Origin of the sequence: Streptomyces liliifuscus (assembly GCF_016598615.1) — a bacterium.
Classification (GTDB): Bacteria; Actinomycetota; Actinomycetes; order Streptomycetales; family Streptomycetaceae; genus Streptomyces; species Streptomyces liliifuscus.
This window is the reverse complement of sequence record NZ_CP066831.1, coordinates 3,395,713-3,416,609: the sequence shown is the minus strand read 5'-3', so window position 1 is coordinate 3,416,609 and position 20,897 is coordinate 3,395,713. Positions and strand designations below refer to the sequence as shown.

Annotated in this window: 21 protein-coding genes; 12 read left to right on the top strand and 9 right to left on the bottom strand. The window is 69.9% G+C overall.

Annotated elements, in window-relative coordinates; translation table 11 throughout:
• Positions 1-124 precede the first annotated feature (124 nt).
• The 4 genes from tsf to JEQ17_RS14295 all read left to right on the top strand — a co-directional run bounded on the left by tsf (position 125) and on the right by JEQ17_RS14295 (position 3,756).
• A complete protein-coding gene (gene tsf, locus JEQ17_RS14310) occupies positions 125-961 on the top strand; it encodes a translation elongation factor Ts (protein ID WP_143640679.1) in 837 nt (278 codons plus the stop codon).
• A 198-nt stretch (positions 962-1,159) separates the two neighbouring features.
• On the top strand, positions 1,160-1,930 hold the full coding sequence (gene pyrH / locus JEQ17_RS14305) for a UMP kinase (protein ID WP_055614582.1): 771 nt from the start codon (positions 1,160-1,162) through the stop codon (positions 1,928-1,930).
• 120 nt (positions 1,931-2,050) lie between these two features.
• Positions 2,051-2,608: a ribosome recycling factor gene (gene frr, locus JEQ17_RS14300; RefSeq protein ID WP_055614581.1), complete on the top strand. Its 558-nt coding sequence runs from the start codon at positions 2,051-2,053 to the stop codon at positions 2,606-2,608.
• Positions 2,608-3,756 (top strand): phosphatidate cytidylyltransferase, encoded by a 1,149-nt coding sequence (locus tag JEQ17_RS14295; protein ID WP_200395623.1) that lies wholly within the window; start codon positions 2,608-2,610, stop codon positions 3,754-3,756. The genes frr and JEQ17_RS14295 overlap by 1 nt, the downstream gene beginning before the upstream one ends.
• Before the next feature lie 144 nt (positions 3,757-3,900).
• Here JEQ17_RS14295 and JEQ17_RS14290 read toward each other — a convergent pair whose 3' ends face one another.
• The gene (locus JEQ17_RS14290; RefSeq protein WP_200395622.1) at positions 3,901-4,143 is read right to left on the bottom strand and encodes a hypothetical protein; all 243 of its coding nucleotides are present in this window, start codon (positions 4,141-4,143) and stop codon (positions 3,901-3,903) included.
• A gap of 36 nt (positions 4,144-4,179) precedes the next feature.
• Here JEQ17_RS14290 and JEQ17_RS14285 point away from each other — a divergent pair, with 36 nt between their 5' ends.
• The 7 genes from JEQ17_RS14285 (at position 4,180) to JEQ17_RS14255 (ending at position 11,408) form a co-directional block, all read left to right on the top strand.
• A complete protein-coding gene (locus JEQ17_RS14285) occupies positions 4,180-4,335 on the top strand; it encodes a hypothetical protein (protein ID WP_200395621.1) in 156 nt (51 codons plus the stop codon).
• A gap of 179 nt (positions 4,336-4,514) precedes the next feature.
• Positions 4,515-5,351 carry an ATP-grasp domain-containing protein gene (locus JEQ17_RS14280; RefSeq protein WP_200395620.1) on the top strand — a complete coding sequence of 279 codons (837 nt, stop codon included), beginning with the start codon at positions 4,515-4,517 and terminating at the stop codon, positions 5,349-5,351.
• A 51-nt stretch (positions 5,352-5,402) separates the two neighbouring features.
• Complete coding sequence (rlmN, locus tag JEQ17_RS14275) at positions 5,403-6,509, top strand: 23S rRNA (adenine(2503)-C(2))-methyltransferase RlmN (protein WP_055614577.1); 1,107 nt, start codon at positions 5,403-5,405, stop codon at positions 6,507-6,509.
• A 244-nt stretch (positions 6,510-6,753) separates the two neighbouring features.
• A complete protein-coding gene (locus JEQ17_RS14270; protein ID WP_200395619.1) occupies positions 6,754-7,833 on the top strand; it encodes a thiamine ABC transporter substrate-binding protein in 1,080 nt (359 codons plus the stop codon).
• Entirely contained in the window at positions 7,809-9,536 is a 1,728-nt protein-coding gene (locus tag JEQ17_RS14265) for an ABC transporter permease (protein WP_200395618.1), read from the top strand. The genes JEQ17_RS14270 and JEQ17_RS14265 overlap by 25 nt, the downstream gene beginning before the upstream one ends.
• A gap of 2 nt (positions 9,537-9,538) precedes the next feature.
• Positions 9,539-10,606 carry an ABC transporter ATP-binding protein gene (locus tag JEQ17_RS14260; RefSeq protein ID WP_234048199.1) on the top strand — a complete coding sequence of 356 codons (1,068 nt, stop codon included), beginning with the start codon at positions 9,539-9,541 and terminating at the stop codon, positions 10,604-10,606.
• Between the two features lie 10 nt (positions 10,607-10,616).
• Entirely contained in the window at positions 10,617-11,408 is a 792-nt protein-coding gene (locus JEQ17_RS14255; RefSeq protein WP_200395617.1) for a maleylpyruvate isomerase family mycothiol-dependent enzyme, read from the top strand.
• 134 nt (positions 11,409-11,542) lie between these two features.
• On the opposite strand, the gene JEQ17_RS14250 is transcribed toward JEQ17_RS14255, so the two are convergent.
• The 7 genes from JEQ17_RS14250 to JEQ17_RS14220 form a co-directional block, all read right to left on the bottom strand.
• Positions 11,543-12,193 carry an LAETG motif-containing sortase-dependent surface protein gene (locus tag JEQ17_RS14250; protein WP_234048198.1) on the bottom strand — a complete coding sequence of 217 codons (651 nt, stop codon included), beginning with the start codon at positions 12,191-12,193 and terminating at the stop codon, positions 11,543-11,545.
• Positions 12,194-12,358: 165 nt separating this feature from the next.
• Positions 12,359-13,492 carry an LOG family protein gene (locus JEQ17_RS14245; RefSeq protein WP_200395615.1) on the bottom strand — a complete coding sequence of 378 codons (1,134 nt, stop codon included), beginning with the start codon at positions 13,490-13,492 and terminating at the stop codon, positions 12,359-12,361.
• Between the two features lie 24 nt (positions 13,493-13,516).
• Positions 13,517-13,924 (bottom strand): VOC family protein, encoded by a 408-nt coding sequence (locus JEQ17_RS14240; RefSeq protein ID WP_200395614.1) that lies wholly within the window; start codon positions 13,922-13,924, stop codon positions 13,517-13,519.
• Between the two features lie 109 nt (positions 13,925-14,033).
• Positions 14,034-15,719: an ICP22 family protein gene (locus tag JEQ17_RS14235; RefSeq protein ID WP_200395613.1), complete on the bottom strand. Its 1,686-nt coding sequence runs from the start codon at positions 15,717-15,719 to the stop codon at positions 14,034-14,036.
• Positions 15,701-16,441 (bottom strand): ABC transporter ATP-binding protein, encoded by a 741-nt coding sequence (locus JEQ17_RS14230; RefSeq protein ID WP_200395612.1) that lies wholly within the window; start codon positions 16,439-16,441, stop codon positions 15,701-15,703. Before JEQ17_RS14230 ends, JEQ17_RS14235 begins: the two co-directional genes overlap by 19 nt.
• Before the next feature lie 217 nt (positions 16,442-16,658).
• Positions 16,659-18,056, bottom strand: a complete 1,398-nt coding sequence (locus JEQ17_RS14225; protein ID WP_200395611.1) for an aspartate aminotransferase family protein — start codon at positions 18,054-18,056, stop codon at positions 16,659-16,661.
• Positions 18,041-18,562, bottom strand: a complete 522-nt coding sequence (locus tag JEQ17_RS14220; protein WP_200395610.1) for an Lrp/AsnC family transcriptional regulator — start codon at positions 18,560-18,562, stop codon at positions 18,041-18,043. The genes JEQ17_RS14225 and JEQ17_RS14220 overlap by 16 nt, the downstream gene beginning before the upstream one ends.
• A gap of 163 nt (positions 18,563-18,725) precedes the next feature.
• On the opposite strand from JEQ17_RS14220, the gene JEQ17_RS14215 reads away from it, so the two are divergent.
• Positions 18,726-20,165 carry a gamma-aminobutyraldehyde dehydrogenase gene (locus JEQ17_RS14215; protein WP_200395609.1) on the top strand — a complete coding sequence of 480 codons (1,440 nt, stop codon included), beginning with the start codon at positions 18,726-18,728 and terminating at the stop codon, positions 20,163-20,165.
• Between the two features lie 90 nt (positions 20,166-20,255).
• Here the strand turns inward: JEQ17_RS14215 and JEQ17_RS14210 are convergent, their stop codons facing one another.
• Positions 20,256-20,825, bottom strand: a complete 570-nt coding sequence (locus JEQ17_RS14210; protein ID WP_200395608.1) for a hypothetical protein — start codon at positions 20,823-20,825, stop codon at positions 20,256-20,258.
• Positions 20,826-20,897: the final 72 nt, after the last annotated feature.

Sequence of the window (20,897 nt, the reverse complement as noted above, 5' to 3'; positions counted from 1 at the left end):
CGGGCGGTGCCAAGGGCGCCGCCCGCCGTTCACCCCCAGACCGTAGATCTTCGGTGGACGCCCGCCCGATCAGCGGCGGACGCCGACTTCGAGACTTCGAACTCCGAGAAGAGATTCACAGATCATGGCGAACTACACCGCCGCTGACGTCAAGAAGCTCCGCGAGCTCACCGGCGCCGGCATGATGGACTGCAAGAAGGCCCTGGACGAGGCCGACGGCAACGTCGACAAGGCCGTCGAGGCGCTGCGCATCAAGGGCCAGAAGGGCGTCGCCAAGCGCGAGGGCCGCTCCGCCGAGAACGGCGCCGTGGTTTCCATCATCGCCGACGACAACACCTCCGGCGTCCTGGTCGAGCTGAAGTGCGAGACGGACTTCGTCGCCAAGGGCGAGAGGTTCCAGGCCGTCGCCAACACGATCGCCGAGCACGTCACCAAGACCTCCCCGGCCGACCTCGAGGCGCTGCTCGCGTCCGAGATCGAGGCCGGCAAGACGGTCCAGGCGTACGTCGACGAGGCCAACGCCAACCTGGGCGAGAAGATCGTCCTGGACCGCTTCGCGCAGTTCTCCGGCGCCTACGTCGGCTCGTACATGCACCGCACCATGCCCGACCTGCCCCCGCAGATCGGTGTCCTGGTCGAGCTGGACAAGGCCGACGCCGACCTTGCCAAGGGCATCGCGCAGCACATCGCCGCCTTCGCGCCGAAGTACCTCTCCCGTGAGGACGTTCCGGCCGAGGTCGTCGAGTCCGAGCGTCGCGTCGCCGAGGAGACCACCCGCGCCGAGGGCAAGCCCGAGGCCGCCCTCCCGAAGATCGTCGAGGGTCGCGTCAACGGCTTCTTCAAGGAGGCCACCCTTCTCGGTCAGCCGTACGCGCTCGACCAGAAGAAGTCCGTCCAGAAGATCCTGGACGAGGCCGGTGTCACCCTGAAGCGTTTCGTACGCATCAAGGTCGGCATCTGAGTCCGTACCGCGATCGACGCGCGACCCCTATAGGGTCGACAGCAGTCGTCCGTGTTGGTTGCGTATGCCGCCACGCGTGCGCGTGACGGTCGGCAGCAGATCTGACGAGGAGGCCATTGCCGCGCATGGGTTGCCACCAACACCCCACCGGCAATGGCCTTCTTTGTATGTGCGACACGTAGAAGAGGCGAGATCTCCATGACCACCACCAAGGCCGACAAGGACGAAAAGAGCGACACCGGCAAGGGCGCCGGCCGCTTCCTGCTGAAGCTTTCCGGCGAGGCTTTCGCCGGTGGCGGGGCACTCGGCGTCGACCCCGACGTGGTGCACAAAATGGCCCGGGAGATCGCCGCGGTGGTCCGCGGCGGTGCCCAGATCGCCGTCGTCATCGGCGGCGGCAACTTCTTCCGCGGCGCGGAACTCCAGCAGCGCGGCATGGACCGGGCCCGCTCCGACTACATGGGCATGCTCGGCACGGTCATGAACTGCCTGGCCCTCCAGGACTTCCTGGAGAAGGAGGGCATCGACTCGCGCGTGCAGACCGCCATCACCATGGGGCAGGTCGCCGAGCCGTACATCCCGCTGCGGGCCGTGCGGCACCTGGAGAAGGGCCGTGTGGTCATCTTCGGCGCGGGCATGGGCATGCCGTACTTCTCCACCGACACCACCGCCGCCCAGCGCGCCCTGGAGATCGACGCCGAGGCGCTGCTGATGGGCAAGAACGGTGTGGACGGGGTCTACGACTCCGACCCGAAGACCAACCCCGAAGCGGTCAAGTTCGACTCGCTCAGCTACGGCGAGGTCATCACCCGCGACCTCAAGGTCGCCGACATGACCGCGATCACCCTGTGCCGCGACAACAAGCTCCCGATCCTCGTCTTCGAGCTTCTGGCCGAGGGCAATATCGCGCGGGCGGTCAAGGGTGAGAAGATCGGCACGCTCGTGGGTGACCAGGGCAGTCGGGCCTGACCGGGGGATGGACAATGTCCTGCCGGTCGGGAACCGTGCAGGAATAAGACGCGACGCAGCCGGCCGCCTACCCGCCAAGGAACCGCAGCCGGGCCTACTCAAGACACGCAGGAGCAAGTGGTGATCGAAGAGACCCTCCTCGAGGCCGAGGAGAAGATGGAGAAGGCCGTCGTGGTCGCCAAGGAGGACTTCGCCGCGATCCGCACCGGCCGTGCGCACCCGGCGATGTTCAACAAGATCGTGGCGGACTACTACGGCGCGCTGACGCCGATCAACCAACTGGCCTCGTTCTCGGTGCCCGAGCCGCGTATGGCCGTGGTGACCCCGTTCGACAAGAGCGCGCTGCGCAACATCGAGCAGGCGATCCGTGACTCCGACCTCGGCGTCAACCCGAGCAACGACGGCAATATCATCCGGGTGGTGTTCCCCGAGCTGACGGAGGAGCGCCGCAAGGACTACATCAAGGTCGCCCGCACCAAGGCCGAGGACTCCAAGATCTCGATCCGCTCCGTGCGCCGCAAGGCCAAGGACGGCATCGACAAGATGATCAAGGACGGCGAGGTCGGCGAGGACGAGGGCCGCCGTGCGGAGAAGGAGCTCGACGACACCACCGCGAAGTACGTCGCCCAGGTGGACGAGCTGCTCAAGCACAAGGAAGCAGAGCTGCTCGAGGTCTGATGAACGACTCTTCCTGGGGGGCGCCGCCACAAGCCGGGTACTGGGGGCCGTCCGACCAGGGGCCTGTCCAGGGGGCTGCCCCGGCGGGTCCCGCCTACGATGCGCACAACGCGCAGCAGACTCGCCCCATGCCCATCGTGCCCGACGTACCCGCGCATGGCGGAGACCAGGATGACGACCGGGGGGCTGCTCGGACGGGCGGCCCCCTGTTCCGCGACGAGACGCCTCGGACGCCGCCGCACCAGGATCCGTCCTCTCGGGTGCCGTCCCACCAGTCGCAGAATCCGCAGGAGCCCATGTCCAGCGCCGCACAGCCCGCACCCGCGCCGCAGAAGAAGAGCGCGGGCCGCGACCTGGGCGCTGCCATAGGGGTCGGGGTCGGGCTCGGTGCGGTGATCGTCGCGTCGCTGTTCGTCGTCAAGGCCGCCTTCGTCGGGGTGATAGCGGTCGCCGTCGTGGTCGGCCTCTGGGAACTCACGTCGCGGCTCGCCGAGCAGAAGGCCATCAAGGCGCCGCTCGTGCCGCTGGCGGTCGGCGGTGCCGCGATGGTGGTCGCCGGTTACGTCCGGGGTGCCGAGGGTGCCTGGGTGGCGATGGCGCTCACCGCGCTCGCGGTCCTGGTCTGGCGGATGACGGAACCGCCCGAGGGGTACCTCAAGGACGTCACCGCGGGAGTCTTCGCCGCTTTCTACATCCCGTTCCTCGCCACGTTCGTGGCGATGATGCTCACCGCGGACGACGGTGCGCGGCGGGTGCTCACGTTCCTGCTGCTGGCCGTGGTCAGCGACACGGGCGCGTACGCCGTCGGCTGGCGCTTCGGCAAGCACAAGCTCGCTCCGCGCATCAGCCCCGGCAAGACCCGCGAGGGTCTGCTGGGCGCGCTCGCCTTCGCCATGGTGGCGGGCGCGTTGTGCATGCAGTTCCTCATCGACGACGGCACGTGGTGGCAGGGCCTGATCATCGGCCTGGCGGTCGCGGCCAGCGCCACGCTCGGCGACCTCGGCGAGTCGATGATCAAGCGCGACCTGGGCATCAAGGACATGGGCACCCTGCTGCCGGGGCACGGCGGCATCATGGACCGCCTGGACTCGCTGCTGCCCACGGCTCCTGTGGTGTGGCTGTTGCTCGTGTTGTTCGTCGGTAGCTGACTGTCGGCAGCCGATTGTCGGGAGCCTCTCTTCGGGAGCTGCTCTTCGGGAGCCGGCGCCGAGGCTCGCGGTCTGAGGTTTCGCGGTACGAGGGGCTCGTCGTCCAAGTGGACGGCGAGCCCCTGACGTGTGTCCGGGCCGATGTCAGTCCGTGCCGTATTCGTGCGGTCGGCCGTCCTGCCAGTCCACCCAGTGCGGATCGTCCAGGAGCTCCCACGCGTCCGGGAGGCCCGCGCGGCGCAGGAACTCGATCAGGTCGGCGTCGCTGTGCGCGAGGCCGGCGAACCGGGCGCGGATCGACACCCGGCGGCCGCCGGTGCCCGCCGCGCGATGCACGACGATGGGCGCGGCGCCCTCGTCCTCAGGTTGTGCCTGCTCGCGGTTCACAACTGACCGCGGATGGCAGCGGGGGTGGGGGTAGGGGTGCGTCTCCACTCCACCTCGGCGGAGGCGGGGACGGTGGTGCTGGCGGAGGCCGAGGCGGAAGCGGAGGCGGTGGTGCTGGCGAAGTCGGAGGCGCTGGTGTCGTCGGTGGGGCGCAGCCGCCGGACCAGCCGATCGAGGTCGCTGCGCCGATGATCCGGGCGAGACGCATATTCGTACACGAGTTCGATTGTAGGTCCACGTGTGGCTCATGGGACAGTGCCCGCGTCCTCCGGCATCAGTCCTGAGCGAGCCGACAGCCCACGACCACGTGCCTGCCCGGCCCGTGTTCCGCGGGATGGGTAGGTTTGTCGCACCGCTTAAGGAGATGCGCGATGCCGGACCGCCGTAGAGCCCTGTACGTGACCGATCTCGCCTACCCGGCCCGGGGGCGGCGCTACTGCGACGAGGACATCTTCCTGACCTCCCGACTGCGCGACGACTTCGATGTCGCCCTGTGCCACCCGCTGGACGCCGCCGCGCTGATGGACGCCTTCGACGTGGTCGTGGTCCGCAACAGCGGGCCCGTGCTGCACTACCAGCGGGAGTACGACGCCTTCCGGGAGCGGGCCAAGGCGGGCGGCACGCGGGTCTACAACCCGTTGACCGGCCGCGGTGACATGGCCGGCAAGCAGTACCTGCTGAATCTGACCACAGCAGGACACCCGGTCATCCCGACCGTCGACCGGCCCGAGGACCTGCACCTGCTGCCCGAGACCGGCCAGTACGCGGTCAAGCCGAAGGTGGGCGCGGACTCCATAGGCCTGGCCTTCGTGCCCCGCGAACAGCTCGACGGCCTCGCCTACGGCGACATCCTGGTCCAGCCGCGCATCGACTTCCGCTACGAAGTGTCCTTCTACTACGTCGACGACGCCTTCCAGTACGCCCTTCACGCCCCCGATCCCGAGCGGCGCTGGGTCCTCGAGTCCTACGAGCCCACGGACGCCGACCTGGCCTTCGCCCGGCGCTTCATCGACTGGAACACCCTCGACCACGGCATCCAGCGCGTGGACGCCTGCCGCACCAGGGAAGGCGCGCTGCTCCTCGTCGAGCTGGAGGACCTCAACCCGTATCTGTCCCTGGACCTGGTCCCCGACCGGACCCGTGACTCCTTCGTGGCGAGCATGACGGAATCGGTCCACCGCTTCCTGGATGCCCAGCCCCGCGGCTGAGACCGCCGGGGGCACAAGTCACACGAATCGATCTGCGACACTGGTACAGCCATGCCTAAGCCCGGAGAACTTACTTTCGTTGCCCCCCGCGGAGCCAAGAAGCCGCCGCGGCACCTTGCCGATCTCACGCCTGCCGAGCGTAAAGAGGCGGTTGCCGCGGTCGGTGAGAAGCCGTTTCGTGCCAAGCAGCTGTCGCAGCACTACTTCGCGCGGTACGCGCACGACCCGGAGCAGTGGACCGACATCCCCGCGGGATCGCGCGCCAAGCTGCAGGAGGCGCTGCTTCCCGAGCTGATGACGGTCGTGCGGCATCTCTCCACCGATGAGAACACCACCCGCAAGACCCTCTGGCGGCTCTTCGACGGCACGCTCGTCGAGTCCGTGCTGATGCGCTACCCGGACCGGGTCACCATGTGCATCAGCTCGCAGGCGGGCTGCGGGATGAACTGCCCGTTCTGTGCGACCGGGCAGGCCGGTCTCGACCGGAATCTGTCCAGCGCCGAGATCGTCCACCAGATCGTGGACGGGATGCGGGCGCTGCGGGACGGCGAGATTCCCGGTGGGCCGGCCCGGCTCAGCAACATCGTCTTCATGGGCATGGGCGAGCCGCTGGCCAACTACAAGCGGGTCGTCCAGTCCATCCGGGCCCTCACCGACCCCGAGCCGGACGGGCTCGGGCTGTCGCAGCGGGGGATCACCGTCTCCACGGTGGGTCTGGTCCCCGCCATCAACCGGTTCGCCGACGAGGGCTTCAAGTGCCGCCTCGCCATCTCCCTGCACGCACCGGACGACGAGCTGCGCGACACGCTCGTACCCGTGAACACGCGGTGGAAGGTGCGGGAAGTGCTGGACGCCGGCTGGGAGTACGCGGCCAAGTCGGGGCGCAGGCTCTCCATCGAGTACGCGCTCATCCGGGACATCAACGACCAGGCGTGGCGCGGTGACCGGCTCGGGCGGCTGCTCAAGGGCAAGCCCGTGCATGTGAACCTGATTCCGCTGAACCCGACCCCCGGCTCCAAGTGGACCGCCTCGCGGCCCGAGGACGAGAAGGCGTTCGTCGAGGCGATCGCCGCCCATGGCGTGCCCGTCACCGTCCGGGACACCCGTGGCCAGGAGATCGACGGGGCCTGCGGACAGCTCGCGGCGACCGAGCGGTAGGTTTCGGCCGGTGGCCGGGAGGTAGTGTGGCTCCGTAAGCACATCGCCCGTCACATCTTCATATTCCGACAGGGGAGCGCCACAGCGCTGAGAGTGCGGGACAGCCCGCAGACCCTCTGAACCTTGCCCAGGTCATTCTGGGTAGGAAGTTCGGTCACTACTCAAGCTGTTGCGCCCTGCCCGGGATCCGACCGAGGTCCCGGGCAGGGCCGCGTCTCTTCCTGGTCACCCCAGGAGGAATTCAGTGAGCACCACCAGGAAGTTCACGGCCGTGGCCGTGGGAATCGGCCTCGCCGCGCTCACCGCGTGCGGTTCGTCCGACTCCGGCGACGAGGGCTCCGGTTCCAAGACCGTGACCCTCGTCAGCCACGACTCCTTCGCGTACACCAAGGCCGTACTGAAGGAGTTCGAGAAGGAGTCCGGTTACAAGGTCAGGGTCCTCAAGGACGGCGACGCCGGTACGGCCGTCAACAAGGCCATCCTCACCAAGGACAACCCGCAGGGCGACGTCTTCTTCGGCGTCGACAACACACTGCTGTCGCGGGCACTCGACAACGGGCTCTTCCAGTCGTACGAGGCCAAGGGCTCGGAACTCATCCTGCCGCAGTACCGGGTCGACCAGGACAAGCACCGTGTCACGCCCATCGACTCCGGTGACATCTGCGTCAACTACGACAAGGCCTACTTCAGCAAGCACAAGCTGGCCCCGCCGACGTCCTTCGACGACCTGATCAAGCCCGAGTACAAGAACCTGCTCGTCACCGAGAACGCCTCGACGTCCTCGCCCGGTCTCGGCTTCCTGCTGGGGACTGCCGCGAAGTACGGGGACGACGGTTGGCAGGGGTATTGGAAGAAGCTCAAGGCCAACGGCGTGAAGGTGGTCGACGGCTGGGAGCAGGCCTACAACGTGGAGTTCTCCGGGTCCGCCGGCGGCAAGAAGGCCAAGGGCGACCGGCCGCTCGTCGTCTCGTACGCCTCGTCCCCGCCCGCCGAGATCATCTACGCCGACCCGAAGCCGAAGACCGCGCCGACCGGGGTCGCGGACGGCACCTGCTTCCGCCAGGTCGAGTACGCGGGCCTGCTCAGCAACGCGAAGAACACCAAGGGCGGCAAGGCGCTCCTCGACTTCCTGATCTCCAAGAAGTTCCAGGACGACATGCCGCTCAACATGTTCGTGTACCCCGTCCGCGAGGCCGCCGAGGTGCCCCAGGAGTTCCGGAAATTCGGTCCGCAGGCCGAGAACCCCGAGACCCTCGACCCTGCCAGGATCGCCGACAACCGTGACGAGTGGGTCAAGTCATGGACCTCGCTCGTACTGAAGTAGAGCCTCGCGCCGGGGAGAAGCCGCCCGCGCGCCGGCGTCCACGCCTCCGTCCGTGCCCCCGCACGCATCCGCGTACGGGGAGCGCGGCGCGGCTCGCTCTCATGGCCGTGCCCGTCGTGTTCTTCGGGCTCTTCTTCGCCTACCCGGTCGCGGCGATCACGGCCCGCGGGCTCAGGATCGACGGGGTCTGGCGGTTCGGGCGGATCGGCGACGTGCTCGCGCAGTCCGACATCCGGCACGTCCTGTGGTTCACGACCTGGCAGGCGCTCGCCTCGACCGCGCTCACGCTGCTGATCGCGCTCCCCGGTGCGTATGTGTTCGCGCGCTTCGATTTCAGGGGCAAGCAGGTCCTGCGGGCCGTCGTGACCGTGCCGTTCGTCCTGCCGACCGTGGTCGTCGGCACGGCCTTCCTGGCCCTCCTCGGCCGCGGCGGGCTCCTGGACGAGCTGTGGGGCGTACGGCTCGACACGACCGTGTGGGCGATCCTGCTCGCGCACGTCTTCTTCAACTACGCGGTCGTCGTCCGCACGGTCGGCGGCCTCTGGTCGCAGCTCGATCCGCGGCAGGAGGAGGCCGCGCGGATGCTCGGCGCCTCGCGGTTCGCCGCCTGGCGCAGGGTGACGCTTCCGGCGCTCGGCCCGGCGGTCGCCGCCGCCGCGCTCATGGTCTTCCTCTTCACCTTCACCTCGTTCGGCGTGGTGCAGATCCTCGGCGGGCCCACCTTCTCGACGCTCGAAGTCGAGATCTACCGGCAGACCTCGGAGATCTTCGACCTCTCGACGGCCGCCGTCCTCACCCTCGTCCAGTTCGTGGCGGTCGGCGCGATCCTCGCCGTCCACGCGTGGACGGTACGGCGGCGGGAGACCGCCCTGCGCCTGGTCGACGCGTCCGTGACGGCACGACGGCCGCGCGGCGCCGGGCAGTGGACGCTGCTCGCCGCCGTCCTCGCCACCATCGCCGTCCTGCTGGTGCTGCCGCTCGCCGTGCTGGTCGAGCGGTCCCTCGACGCCCCCGGATTCGGCTACTACAAGGCGCTGACCAGCGACGAGGGCGGTATTTTCCTCGTCCCGCCGATCGAGGCCGTCGGCAACTCGCTGCAGTACGCCCTTGCCGCCACCGCCATCGCCCTGCTGATCGGCGGACTCGCGGCCGCCGCCCTCACCCGCCGCGACGCCGGCCGTCTCGTACGGGGCTTCGACGCCCTGCTGATGCTGCCGCTCGGCGTCTCCGCCGTGACCGTCGGGTTCGGCTTCCTCATCGCGCTCGACAAGCCTCCGCTGGACCTCCGGAGCACCTGGATCATCGTGCCGCTCGCGCAGGCGCTGGTGGGCGTCCCCTTCGTCGTACGGACCATGCTGCCCGTGCTGCGGGCGGTGGACGGGCGGCTGCGCGAGGCGGCGGCGGTGCTCGGGGCCTCGCCGTGGCGGGTGTGGCGCGAGGTCGATCTGCCGATGGTGCGGCGGGCGCTGCTGATCGCGGCCGGGTTCGCCTTCGCCGTGTCGCTGGGCGAGTTCGGCGCGACCGTCTTCATCGCACGGCCCGACAACCCGACACTGCCGGTCGCCGTGGCACGGCTGCTCGGGCGGGCCGGCGAGCTCAACTACGGCCAGGCCATGGCACTTTCGACGATCTTGATGGTGGTGTGCGCGGTGGCGCTGCTGGTTCTCGAACGCCTTCGCACCGACCGGACCGGGGAGTTCTGACCATGAGCGATGCCATGACCGGAACGGCGACCGGACCCATGCTGAAGCTCGACGGGGCGACCGTACGTTTCGGTGGGCGGGCCGTGCTCGACTCCGTAGGGCTCGATGTCGCCGAGCACGAGATCGTGTGCGTGCTCGGGCCCAGCGGCAGCGGCAAGTCGACCCTGCTGCGGGCGGTCGCGGGCCTCCAACCCCTCGACGAGGGACGGGTGTTCCTGGACGGCCGCGACCTCCACGGCGTGCCCGCGCACAAGCGGGGCGTCGGCCTGATGTTCCAGGACCACCAGCTGTTCCCGCAGCGCGACGTCGGCGGCAACGTGGCCTTCGGGCTGCGGATGCACGGCGAGTCGAAGGACCAACAGGCCGTACGTGTGGGGGAGTTGCTCGATCTGGTGGGGCTGCCCGGGGCTCGTGGACGGGCCGTCGCCTCCCTCTCCGGTGGTGAGCAGCAGCGCGTCGCGCTCGCCCGGGCCCTCGCGCCCCGCCCCCGGCTGCTCATGCTCGACGAACCCCTCGGCCAGCTGGACCGCTCGCTGCGTGAGCGGCTGGTGGTCGAACTCCGCCAACTGTTCGGCGAGTTGGGCACGACCGTGCTCGCGGTCACCCACGACCAGGGGGAGGCGTTCGCGCTCGCCGACCGGGTCGTCGTGATGCGGGACGGCCGGATCGCCCAGTCCGGTACGCCACTTGAGGTCTGGCAGCGCCCGGCCGACGCGTTCGTGGCCCGCTTCCTCGGCTTCGAGAACGTGACCGCGGCGACCGTCAGCGGGGAGGCCGCGGACACGCCCTGGGGCAAGGTGCCGGTGCCCTCGGACGCCCGGCAGGGCGAGGTCGCACTGCTCGTCAGGCCCGCCGGCGTACGCCTCGTACCGGCGGCCGAGGGGCTGCGCTGCACGGTGGCCGCGCGGACCTTCCGGGGCACCCATGTCGCCGTACGCCTGCAGCCCGAGGACGCGCCATGGCTGGAGGCGGCGTGTGCGCTGCGGGACGCGCCGGAGACGGGGGACGAGGTCGGGGTGGCGTTCGACGCAGCGGAAATTGTCGTACTCGGGGGAGCCTCCGACGCCTAAGGTGCGGCTCATGACGCTACTCGGGCACGACCGCTACTGCGGCGAAATCGTCGGGCAGACCGCGCTGCTGAGGTCCCATCTCGCCGGAGCCGACCTCGGCGCGACCGTACCGACCTGTCCGGACTGGACGCTGCGGCAGCTCGCCGTTCATGTGGGGGAGGCGCATCGCTGGGCCGAGCACATCGTGCGGACGCGGGCGGCGAAGAGCGTGCCCATCGAGGACGTGGCCGATGCCGGAGGGCCGGAGAGCGACGACCCCGCCGCCCTGGACGCCTGGCTCGCGGAGGGTGCCGAGAAGGCTGCGGAGACCTTTCGCTCCGTGGGGGCCGACACCGCCGCCTGGTCGTGGGCCTGGGAGCACACGGCCGGGTTCTGGGCGCGGCGCATGACCCACGAGACGGTGATCCACCGGGCCGACGCGGCGATCGCCGCGGGCGTGACGTACGAGGTGGCGCCAGAGTTCGCCGCCGACGCGATCGACGAGTGGCTGCAGATCGTGCGGTTCGCGCAGGAGAAGTATCCGAGCGACGCCGCGACGGAGCTGCGCGGAGCGGGTCGCAGCATTCACCTGCACGCCACCGATACCGAGCGCGGCCTCGACGCCGAATGGCTCATCGAGTTCGGCGACGAGGGAATCGACTGGCGGCGTGGGCACGAGAAGGCGAGCGTTGCGTTGCGGGGGCCGCTGACCGAGGTGCTGCTCGCCTTCTATCGCCGGATGGCGCCGGACGGTGGGGGGTTGGAGGTTCTGGGGGAGCGGGAGTTGTTGGACTTCTGGCTGGAGCGGGCGACGTTCGGCTAGCGCCCGGCACGTTGATGAGTCTGCGGGCCGGTGGGGGCTTGTCGCGCAGTTCCCCGCGCCCCTGAAAGGGCGGTGGCCCGCCCCCTCGTACGGGGGCGGGCCACGCCTGGTGGAACTGGGTTGACCGGGTGTGCTCAGCGGCCGTTCGCTGCGCCGCGGCGGCGCAGGGCGAACATCACTCCGGCGCCGGCCGCCACGAGCGCGGCCGCTATTCCGGCGATCGCGCCGGTGTTGGAGCTGGAGCCGGTCTCGGCGAGGTTCGACTCGCCGCCCGCGGGGGACGGGGTGCTGCCGCCGGCCGACGCGGCCGGGGTGCTCTCCGACTCCGAGGGCGCCGGGGACTCCGGCTTCGCGGTGACGGGCGAGGACGGCTCGTCGGACTGGGACGGGGTGGCCGGAGGCGTCGACGGCTCCTCGGACTTGCAGGCCTCGGACGGGGTGACGAGGTTCGGCTTGATGTCCTCGTCGACCTGCTTGCCGGCCTTCACGTGGATCCGGTACTCCGCGTTCGGCTTCCAGTCCTCCGAGAAGTCGATGGTCACGCCCTCGCGGGAGCCCTTGACCTCCTGGGTGCCGACGAGCTTCTCGTCCGCGCCGTTGGACTCGAGGAAGACCGTGACGGTGGCCGGGACGCCGGTGGGGTCCTTGTCGGTGACGCTGATGACGCCCTTGGCGCCGTCGCACTTGGCGACGGCCGAGAACTCACTGATGTTGCAGGCGAGCGCGTTGCCGGCGAGGCCGAGCGTGAGCGCGGCCGAGGCGGAGGCAACTCCGAGAATGCGCACGGAACGTGCGGTACGGCGAGATATGGACACGATTGCCCTTCACGGGATGCACAAACGAGGGGGGTGGGGGATTGGCTGCGAAGAAACAGCAATCCCAGACGCCTCACAGGTTTATTGGGCCGCGTCTCGGGTTGTCAATCCGTCTGTCCGTCTTGAACCCCGGCTTTAGCTTTCATTTACATGAGCCAACCGGATGAGCGCCTCCGGTGCCTCCTCGATCCGGTCGACCAGCGCGATCCGGGACTCCATCGAGCGGTCGCGGGCGAGCGCCTGGAGCAGGGGCCAGGTGGGGAGCCGCTCGGTCCAGTGCGCGCGGTTCACCAGCACCATCGGGGTGGGTTCGCCCCTGGATTCGTAGTAGTTGGGGGTCGCGTTGTCGAAGATCTCCTGGACCGTGCCGGCCGCGCCGGGCAGGAACACCACACCCGCGTTCGAACGAGCCAGCAGGCCGTCCTCACGGGTGGCGTTGGCGAAGTACTTGGCGATGTGCGAGGCGAAGGCGTTCGGCGGCTGGTGGCCGTAGAACCAAGTGGGGATCCCCACCGAGGTGTTGCCCTTCGGCCAGCGCGCACGCACCTCGAAGGCGGCGCGGGCCCAGTCGGTCACCGACGGCACGAACGACGGTGACTTCGCGAGGAGTTCGCATGCCTCGTCGAGCATGGTGTCGTCGTACGGGGCCGCGTACGCGCCGAGGTTCGCCGCCTCCATCGCGCCGGGGCCGCCGCCCGTCGCCACTGTGAACCCGGCGCGCGCGAGCGCACGGCCGAGCCGGGCCGCGCCGCCGTACGCATCCGTGCCGCGCCCGAGCGCGTGGCCGCCCATCACACCCACCACCCGTGTGCCGCGCAGGAGTTCGTCGAGGGCGTCGGAGATCGCGTCGTCGTGGACGGAGCGCAGCATCGAGGCGTAGATGTCGCCATCGGTCTTCGTCTGCTGGAACCAGGCGTACGCGAGGGCGTCCGGCGTCTCCTCGTACCCCTTGTCGAGCGCGGCGAACAGCTCGTCGGGACGGTAGAGATGACCGCGGTACGGGTCGAAGGGCAGGCCGGGGAGCGGCGGGAAGACCAGGGCGCCGTCGGCACGGACCTTCGCCGCGGCGTTCTCCCGCATCGGGCAGCCGAGGAAGACGGCGCCGGTGGCGTCGCTCGCCAGCAACTCCTTCGTACGGTCCGTCAGATCGACGCACTGGACACGGAAGCCGGCGAGGGTGCCGCGGGACGAGACGACTGCGTCGAACTCCTCCAGCGTCTCGATCTCACGGTCGTTGTGGTGGGCCGCATGGGCGGGGCTCGTCTGCACCCGCCCATGCTAAGCACGGCCGGTTCAGCCCTGGACGACCGCCGGGTCCATCCACATGACCTCCCAGGTGTGGCCGTCCGGGTCGTCGAAGGACCGGCCGTACATCTGGCCGTAGTCCTGGGGGTCGCGGGTCTCCGAACCGCCCGCCGCGACCGCCTTGTCGACCAGCTCGTCCACCTTCTCGCGGCTCTCGGCGCTCAGACACAGCAGCACCTCACTGGTCTTCGTCGAGTCCGCGATCTCCTTCTTCGTGAAGTCCGCGTAGCGCTGCTTGTTCAGCAGCATCGCGACGATCGTGTCGCTGATCACGACGGACGCGCAGTTCTCGTCCGAGAACTGCGCGTTGATCGTGTAGCCGAGTTCCGTGAAGAACTTCTTGGAGGCGTCGACATCGGTCACGGCCAGGTTCACGAAGATCATCTGCTGGTACATATGAGGTCTCCCATCGCGTGATGTGCTGTTCGGAGGGGTAGACCGGGGGGTCGTCGGAAAGTCATCGGCGTCCCGCGAAGTTTTTCGGGCGAGTTTTTCGGGCGGGCCGTCAGCGGGTCAGTGGCAGTGCGGCCAGCTCGGCGACCGCCCAGGTCAGCGGGCCGAAGACGGCGAGCAGGGCGCCCGTGCGGAGGGCGGCTGCGCTGCGCAGCGCCGTGGCGGGCGCCCCGAGCCGCAGCAGGGCGGCCGTGGTGTCGGCGCGCGCGTTCCTCGCCTCCACCGCGGCGGTCATGAGCGTCGCGACGGCGCACCCCGCGACGAGCAGCGCGCCCAGGGTGGTGAGCGGCCCCACGTCGGGGCGCGCGCGGCCGTAGAGCACGGCCATGGCGTACGCCCCCGACGCGACCGCGCACACCACGCCGAGCGGGCGCCCGATGCGGGCCGCCTCCTCCATGAGGACGCGTCCGGCGAGCAGCCGCAGGGCGCCCGGCCGAACCGCCTGGAGCAGCCTGCCGCAGAGGTGTGTGATCGCGGGCCCGGCCAGCGCGAGACCGAACGCCGTGAGCGCCCAGCCGACCAGCACACCGAGGGGTCCGACCGAGAAACCGCCCGGCAGCTCGGGCCCCGCGAGGGCCGGGGACGTACGGCCGGCGTACGTCTCCACGGCGAGCCCGGCCGCGAGGACCGCGGCGCCCCAGGGGAGACCGGAGGGGGTGGGGAGGGGGGCCGGGGGGTGCTCGGGGCTCAGGGGGTCCAGGGGGTGGCGGGTGTGGCTGGGGTTCTCGGGGTGTTGTGAGGTGGCGTGGCGGTCGGCTGCGACGGGACCGTCGTGGCCGTTGTGCGCGGGGGCGTCGGCGGTGACGTCGGTGGTGGAGAGCTGCTCGGCGCCGGGGCGGCCCTCGACCCTCGCGCGGGCGCGCGCGCCGGAGCGGCGGGGCACGTCGAGCGCCGCGGCACTGGTGGCGGGCCCGGCGTGTGCGGTGCGTCCGGCGTGATCGTCGGGAGTTCCCTGCCCGCTCGGTCCGTCGGGGACTCCGGCCCGCCCGGACCGGCCGGTGGCGTCCTGCCCGGAACCGCCCCGGCCCTTCGGAGCCTCCCGGCCCTCGGCGCCGCCCGGGCCCGCCGAACCGTCCTGGCCCTCCGAGCGAGGGCCGGCCTTCGCCTCCGTACGCGTCCCGAAGCGTCCGTACGCGCCGAAGCCGACGCGTTCGACGGAGCGTCCGTAGCCGCCGAAGCCGCTCAGCCGCCCAGGCCGGCCGCCCGTCCTGAAGCCGCTCGGCCTCGGGCCCCGCGGCCGGAGCACCGCCGCGCTGGCCGCCGAGGCGATGATCGGTACGAGGGCCAGCAGGGTGAGCGCGGCCGGGAGCGGCAGCGGCTCGTCCGCGGCGAGGACGTCGGCGGCGTCGCCGTCGAAGGGGAGGCCGGTCAGGTCGCCGCGCAGATGCAGGAAGAAGAGCAGGGCGACCATCGAACCGAGCGTGCAGGACACGGCGGTGGAGATCGCCGCGAGGGCCGTCAGCCGGGCGGGGCCGAGGCCGAGCGCCGACAGTCCCTGCCGGGGACGGGTGGCCGGGTCGGTCCGGGCGACCGCCACCGCGAACTGCACGGTCGCGGCGAGCGGCGCGACGCACCAGGCCAGCCGCAGCACGGCCGCACCGGACGCGTCCGGGTGCCCCATCGCGTACCCCAGGGTGCACAGGAGCAGGAAACCCGTGCCCGCCGACGCCGCCGCGACCAGGAGCCTGCGGAGCTGGACGGCGGGGCGGGCGCCGCGCGCTAGACGGAGAGCGAGCACGCGGCCCGGCCTTCCGCGCCGTCGGCCACCGGCGGCAGATGGACGGTGTTCACCCGCCGCCCGTCGAGCAGCGACACCGTGCGGTCGGCGAGGGCCGCGGTGTCCGCGTCGTGCGTGGCCAGTACGACGGTGATCCCGTGCGAACGGGCCGCCGTCGTGAGCGTACGCAGCACATGGGCCCGGTCCGCGCGGTGCAGCGGGGCGGTGGGCTCGTCGGCGAAGAGCACGGTCGGCGCGGGGGCCAGGGCGCGGGCGATGGCCACGCGCTGTCGCTCGGCGTGCAGCAGCGCGTACGGGCGTTTGCGGGCGCAGCCGCCGATGTCGAGGCGGTCCAGCCACTCCAGGGCGGCGGTCTTGGCGCGGCGGCGCGAGACTCCGCGCAGCATCAGGGGCAGTGCCGCGTTCTCCCAGGCGTTCAGCTCCGGGACCAGGACCGGCGCCGGGTCGATCCAGGCGAACCGGTCGCGGCGCAGCCGCTCGCGGGTCAGCGGACCCATGGTGTGCACGGGCGTGCTGTTGAACCAGACCTCGCCCTGCTGCGCCTGCAACTGCCCGGACAGGCACTGGAGCAGGGTCGTCTTGCCGCTGCCACGTGGGCCGCCGACGGCGAGGATCTCGCCCTCGCGAACCCCGAGCGAGACGCCGGTGAGCGCGGGCGAGCCGTTGTGCTTGACGTGCAGGGCGCGTGCCCACAGCACGTCGTTGTCCGGCGGAGCCACCATGGCGTACACCTCGGTTCAGATCAGAAATGCCGTGCGAAGTCCCCCTTCCGGGGGAACGAAGGCAGGGCCGATCGGTCACTGGGCACGCTAGGTAGTCGGGGCCGGGAGGCCGGACAGCACGCGGCCCCGGAGCGCCCATTCTCACTCGAACGGGCGGCACCGGGGCCGGTGTTGATCACAGATTCAGCTCATCGGAACCCCTGGGGGCCCGGCGGGGTCAGAGCTTCGCCCACGCCTCCGTCAGCACCTGGCGGACGATCCCCTCGATCTCGTCGAAGGTCGACTGGTCGGAGATCAGCGGCGGCGAGAGCTGGATGACCGGGTCACCGCGGTCGTCGGCGCGGCAGTACAGGCCGTACTCGAAGAGCTTCTTGGAGACGAAGCCGTACAGCACGCGCTCCGACTCCTCGTCCGTGAAGGTCTCCTTGGTGGCCTTGTCCTTCACCAGCTCGATGCCGTAGAAGAAGCCGTTGCCGCGGACGTCGCCGACGATCGGCAGGTCGTGCAGCTTCTGGAGGGTGGAGAGGAACGCCCCCTCGTTGTCCAGCACGTGCTGCGTGAGGTTCTCCCGCTCGAACAGGTCGAGGTTGGCGAGACCCACGGCCGCCGACACCGGGTGGCCGCCGAAGGTGTAGCCGTGCAGGAAGGTGTTGTCGCCCTTGTAGAACGGCTCGGCGAGCCGGTCCGAGATGATGCAGGCGCCGATCGGGGAGTAGCCCGAGGTCATGCCCTTGGCGCAGGTGATCATGTCCGGCACGTAGTCGAACTTGTCGCAGGCGAACATCGTGCCCAGGCGGCCGAAGGCGCAGATGACCTCGTCCGAGACGAGCAGCACGTCGTACTGGTCGCAGATCTCGCGTACGCGCTGGAAGTAGCCGGGCGGCGGCGGGAAGCAGCCGCCGGCGTTCTGCACGGGCTCCAGGAAGACGGCGGCGACCGTCTCGGGGCCCTCGAAGAGGATCTGCTCCTCGATCTGGTCGGCGGCCCAGCGGCCGAAGGCCTCGGGGGAGACGCCGGAGCCCTGGTCGAGGAAGGCGGGCGCGCGGTAGATGTTGGTGTTCGGGACCTTGTGGGCACCGGGGACCAGCGGCTCGAACGGGGCCTTCAGGGCGGGCAGGCCCGTGATGGACAGGGCGCCCTGCGGGGTGCCGTGGTAGGCGACCGCGCGGGAGATGACCTTGTACTTGGTCGGCTTGCCCTGCAGCTTGAAGTACTGCTTGGCGAGCTTCCAGGCGGTCTCGACGGCCTCGCCGCCACCCGTGGTGAAGAAGACCTTGTTCAGGTCGCCCGGAGCGTAGTTCGCGAGGCGCTCCGCGAGCTCGACGGCCTTCGGGTGGGCGTACGACCAGATCGGGAAGAAGGCCAGCTCCTGCGCCTGCTTGGCCGCCGTCTCGGCCAGCTCCCGGCGGCCGTGGCCCGCCTGGACCACGAACAGCCCCGCGAGACCGTCGAGGTAGCGCTTGCCCTTGTCGTCGTAGATGTAGGTGCCCTCGCCACGGACGATCGTGGGGACGGGAGCGTTCTCGTACGACGACATGCGGGTGAAGTGCATCCACAGGTGGTCGTACGCGGTTCGGCTGAGGTCCTTGGTGGTCACGGCTATCGGGTTCCCCACATGTAGGTCTGCTTCTTGAGCTTGAGGTAGACGAAGCTTTCGGTGGAGCGCACACAGGGCAGGGCACGTATGCGTTTGTTGATGACGTCCAGCAGGTGGTCGTCGTCCTCGCAGACGATCTCGGCGAGGATGTCGAACGAGCCCGCGGTCATCACCACGTACTCGACTTCCGGCATCGCGGTCAGCTCGTCCGCCACGGGCTCCAGGTCGCCGTCGACGTTGATGCCCACCATCGCCTGCCTGCGGAAACCCACGGTGAGCGGGTCCGTGACGGCGACGATCTGCATCACGCCCTGGTCGAGCAGCTTCTGGACGCGCTGGCGCACGGCCGCCTCGGAGAGACCGACGGCCTTGCCGATCGCGGCGTAGGGCCTGCGGCCGTCCTCCTGGAGCTGCTCGATGATGGCGAGGGAGACGCTGTCCAGCGGGGGAGTGGTGTTCCCCGACCGGGTGTCTCGGGAGCCCTTTGGCTCTGCGCTGCGACTGGGCACGTGCTCACTGTGCATGAGGCATCAGCAGTTCCGCAAGAGTTGATTGATGAAATTCGTTGTCTGCGCGGCCTGCATGTGCGGATTTCGCAGTTCTGGGCCGATCGGGGGTGTTGAAAACGTGGAGCACGGGACTAGGGTGGGTGTCTCAGTGATTGGACATCTGACTGGAGGGCCGGCAGTGAGCACCGAGCTGCGTCGTCTGCGCAATTACATCGACGGAGAATTCCGTGATGCCGCCGATGGACGGACCACCGACGTGGTCAACCCCGCGACGGGCGAGGTCTACGCCACCGCGCCGCTGTCCGGTCAGGCCGACGTCGACGCCGCGATGACCGCGGCCGCCGCGGCCTTCCCGGCCTGGCGCGACCAGACCCCCGCCGTGCGGCAGAAGGCCCTGCTCAAGATCGCGGACGCCTTCGAGGAGCGGGCCGAGGAGCTGATCGCGGCCGAGGTGGAGAACACCGGCAAGCCCATCGGGCTCACCCGGTCCGAGGAAATCCCGCCCATGGTCGACCAGATCCGCTTCTTCGCGGGCGCGGCGCGCATGCTGGAGGGCCGCGCGGCCGGCGAATACATGGAGGGCCTGACCTCGATCGTCCGCCGCGAGCCGGTCGGCGTCTGTGCGCAGGTCGCGCCGTGGAACTACCCGATGATGATGGCCGTGTGGAAGTTCGCCCCCGCGCTCGCGGCCGGCAACACGGTCGTCCTCAAGCCGTCGGACACCACTCCCGCCTCCACGGTCCTGATCGCCGAGATCATCGGCTCGATCGTCCCCAAGGGCGTCTTCAACGTCATCTGCGGCGACCGCGACAGCGGCCGCGCGATGGTCGAGCACCCGGTGCCCGCCATGGCGTCGATCACCGGCTCCGTGCGCGCGGGCATCTCCGTCGCCGAGTCCGCCGCCAAGGACGTCAAGCGGGTCCACCTGGAGCTGGGCGGCAAGGCGCCGGTCGTCGTCTTCGAGGACACCGACATGGCCAAGGCCGTCGAGGACATCTCGGTCGCGGGCTTCTTCAACGCGGGCCAGGACTGTACGGCCGCCACCCGCGTCCTCGTCCAGGAGTCCATCCACGACGAGTTCGTGGCCGCGCTCGCCAAGGCCGCCGCCGACACGAAGACCGGCATGCCGGACGACGAGGACGTGCTGTACGGGCCGCTCAACAACCCGAACCAGCTCAAGCAGGTCACCGGCTTCATCGAGCGCCTGCCCGCCCACGCCAAGGTCGAGGCGGGCGGCCACCGCGTCGGCGACAAGGGCTACTTCTACGCTCCGACCGTGGTGTCGGGTCTGAAGCAGGACGACGAGATCATCCAGAACGAGGTCTTCGGCCCGGTCATCACCGTCCAGTCCTTCTCGGACGAGGCGCAGGCCGTCGAGTGGGCGAACGGCGTCGAGTACGCCCTCGCCTCCTCCGTCTGGACCAAGGACCACTCGCGCGCGATGCGCATGTCCAAGGTCCTCGACTTCGGCTGCGTGTGGATCAACACCCACATCCCGCTGGTCGCGGAGATGCCCCACGGCGGCTTCAAGAAGTCCGGCTATGGCAAGGACCTTTCGGGGTACGGGTTCGACGACTACACGCGGATCAAGCATGTGATGACGTCCATCGAGGGCTGAGTCTCTGCGGCTGACGCAGTGAACGGCACGGCCCCGGGCGGGAGTTGATCCGCTCGGGGCCGTGCTGTGTGTTGTGCGTGTTGTGCCGTGTCAGACGGCCTGGGTGAGTACGAGCCCGGTGACGCTCAGCTCTGCGTCGGATTCCTTTCCGCTCTTGTCGCCCTCCTCGTTCTTGTGCACCTCGCGGCCGCCGCAGTCCGGGGGCCAGGGCCGGTCGCCCTTGCCGGGCAGCTCGTCGGGCGGGACCGGGAAGTCGACGCCGATGTCCTCCAGGATGTGCTTGCAGGCCTTCACGGCCTTCCGGAACTCCTTGGAGACCGGGTCGGGACGGCTCTTCCGGTCGCCCGCGTCGATCCGTACGCGGACGCCTTCGCCGTCTTCCGCCGTGTAGACGACGATGTCGGGGAAGTCCTCCAGGCCGTTGTCGCGCACGCACTCGGTGAACTCGCGGGAGGCCTCGTCCTGGCGCTTCCAGTCGGTCGAGTCCGTGGAGTCGCCAGGGCCGTCGTCCTTCGGGGGCTCCGACGACGACCCGCCGCTCGACGGCGCGGACGGGTCGGCCGCGACGGCCTGGCCCGCGTACACCCCGCCGAGCGTGACGGCGGTGATCAGGGCGCAGGCCGCAGCCAGCCGGCGATGCCCTTTCGTCGTACTTCGCATGAGGATCCTCCTGGGTGCGTCTGTGGAGCAGGTCTCCTGAAGTCACCTCAGCGCGTGGGCGGTTACGGCACG

What these genes read in the sequence shown, in the direction of transcription:
- JEQ17_RS14295 (WP_200395623.1), top strand. Translation starts at nt 2,608, where the DNA reads ATGAACGACTCTTCCTGGGGGGCGCCGCCACAAGCCGGGTACTGGGGG.
- JEQ17_RS14255 (WP_200395617.1), top strand. Translation starts at nt 10,617, where the DNA reads ATGACGCTACTCGGGCACGACCGCTACTGCGGCGAAATCGTCGGGCAG.
- JEQ17_RS14280 (WP_200395620.1), top strand. Translation starts at nt 4,515, where the DNA reads ATGCCGGACCGCCGTAGAGCCCTGTACGTGACCGATCTCGCCTACCCG.
- JEQ17_RS14210 (WP_200395608.1), bottom strand. Translation starts at nt 20,825, where the DNA reads ATGCGAAGTACGACGAAAGGGCATCGCCGGCTGGCTGCGGCCTGCGCC.
- pyrH (WP_055614582.1), top strand. Translation starts at nt 1,160, where the DNA reads ATGACCACCACCAAGGCCGACAAGGACGAAAAGAGCGACACCGGCAAG.
- JEQ17_RS14265 (WP_200395618.1), top strand. Translation starts at nt 7,809, where the DNA reads ATGGACCTCGCTCGTACTGAAGTAGAGCCTCGCGCCGGGGAGAAGCCG.
- JEQ17_RS14260 (WP_234048199.1), top strand. Translation starts at nt 9,539, where the DNA reads ATGAGCGATGCCATGACCGGAACGGCGACCGGACCCATGCTGAAGCTC.
- rlmN (WP_055614577.1), top strand. Translation starts at nt 5,403, where the DNA reads ATGCCTAAGCCCGGAGAACTTACTTTCGTTGCCCCCCGCGGAGCCAAG.
- tsf (WP_143640679.1), top strand. Translation starts at nt 125, where the DNA reads ATGGCGAACTACACCGCCGCTGACGTCAAGAAGCTCCGCGAGCTCACC.
- JEQ17_RS14220 (WP_200395610.1), bottom strand. Translation starts at nt 18,562, where the DNA reads ATGCACAGTGAGCACGTGCCCAGTCGCAGCGCAGAGCCAAAGGGCTCC.
- JEQ17_RS14230 (WP_200395612.1), bottom strand. Translation starts at nt 16,441, where the DNA reads ATGGTGGCTCCGCCGGACAACGACGTGCTGTGGGCACGCGCCCTGCAC.
- JEQ17_RS14240 (WP_200395614.1), bottom strand. Translation starts at nt 13,924, where the DNA reads ATGTACCAGCAGATGATCTTCGTGAACCTGGCCGTGACCGATGTCGAC.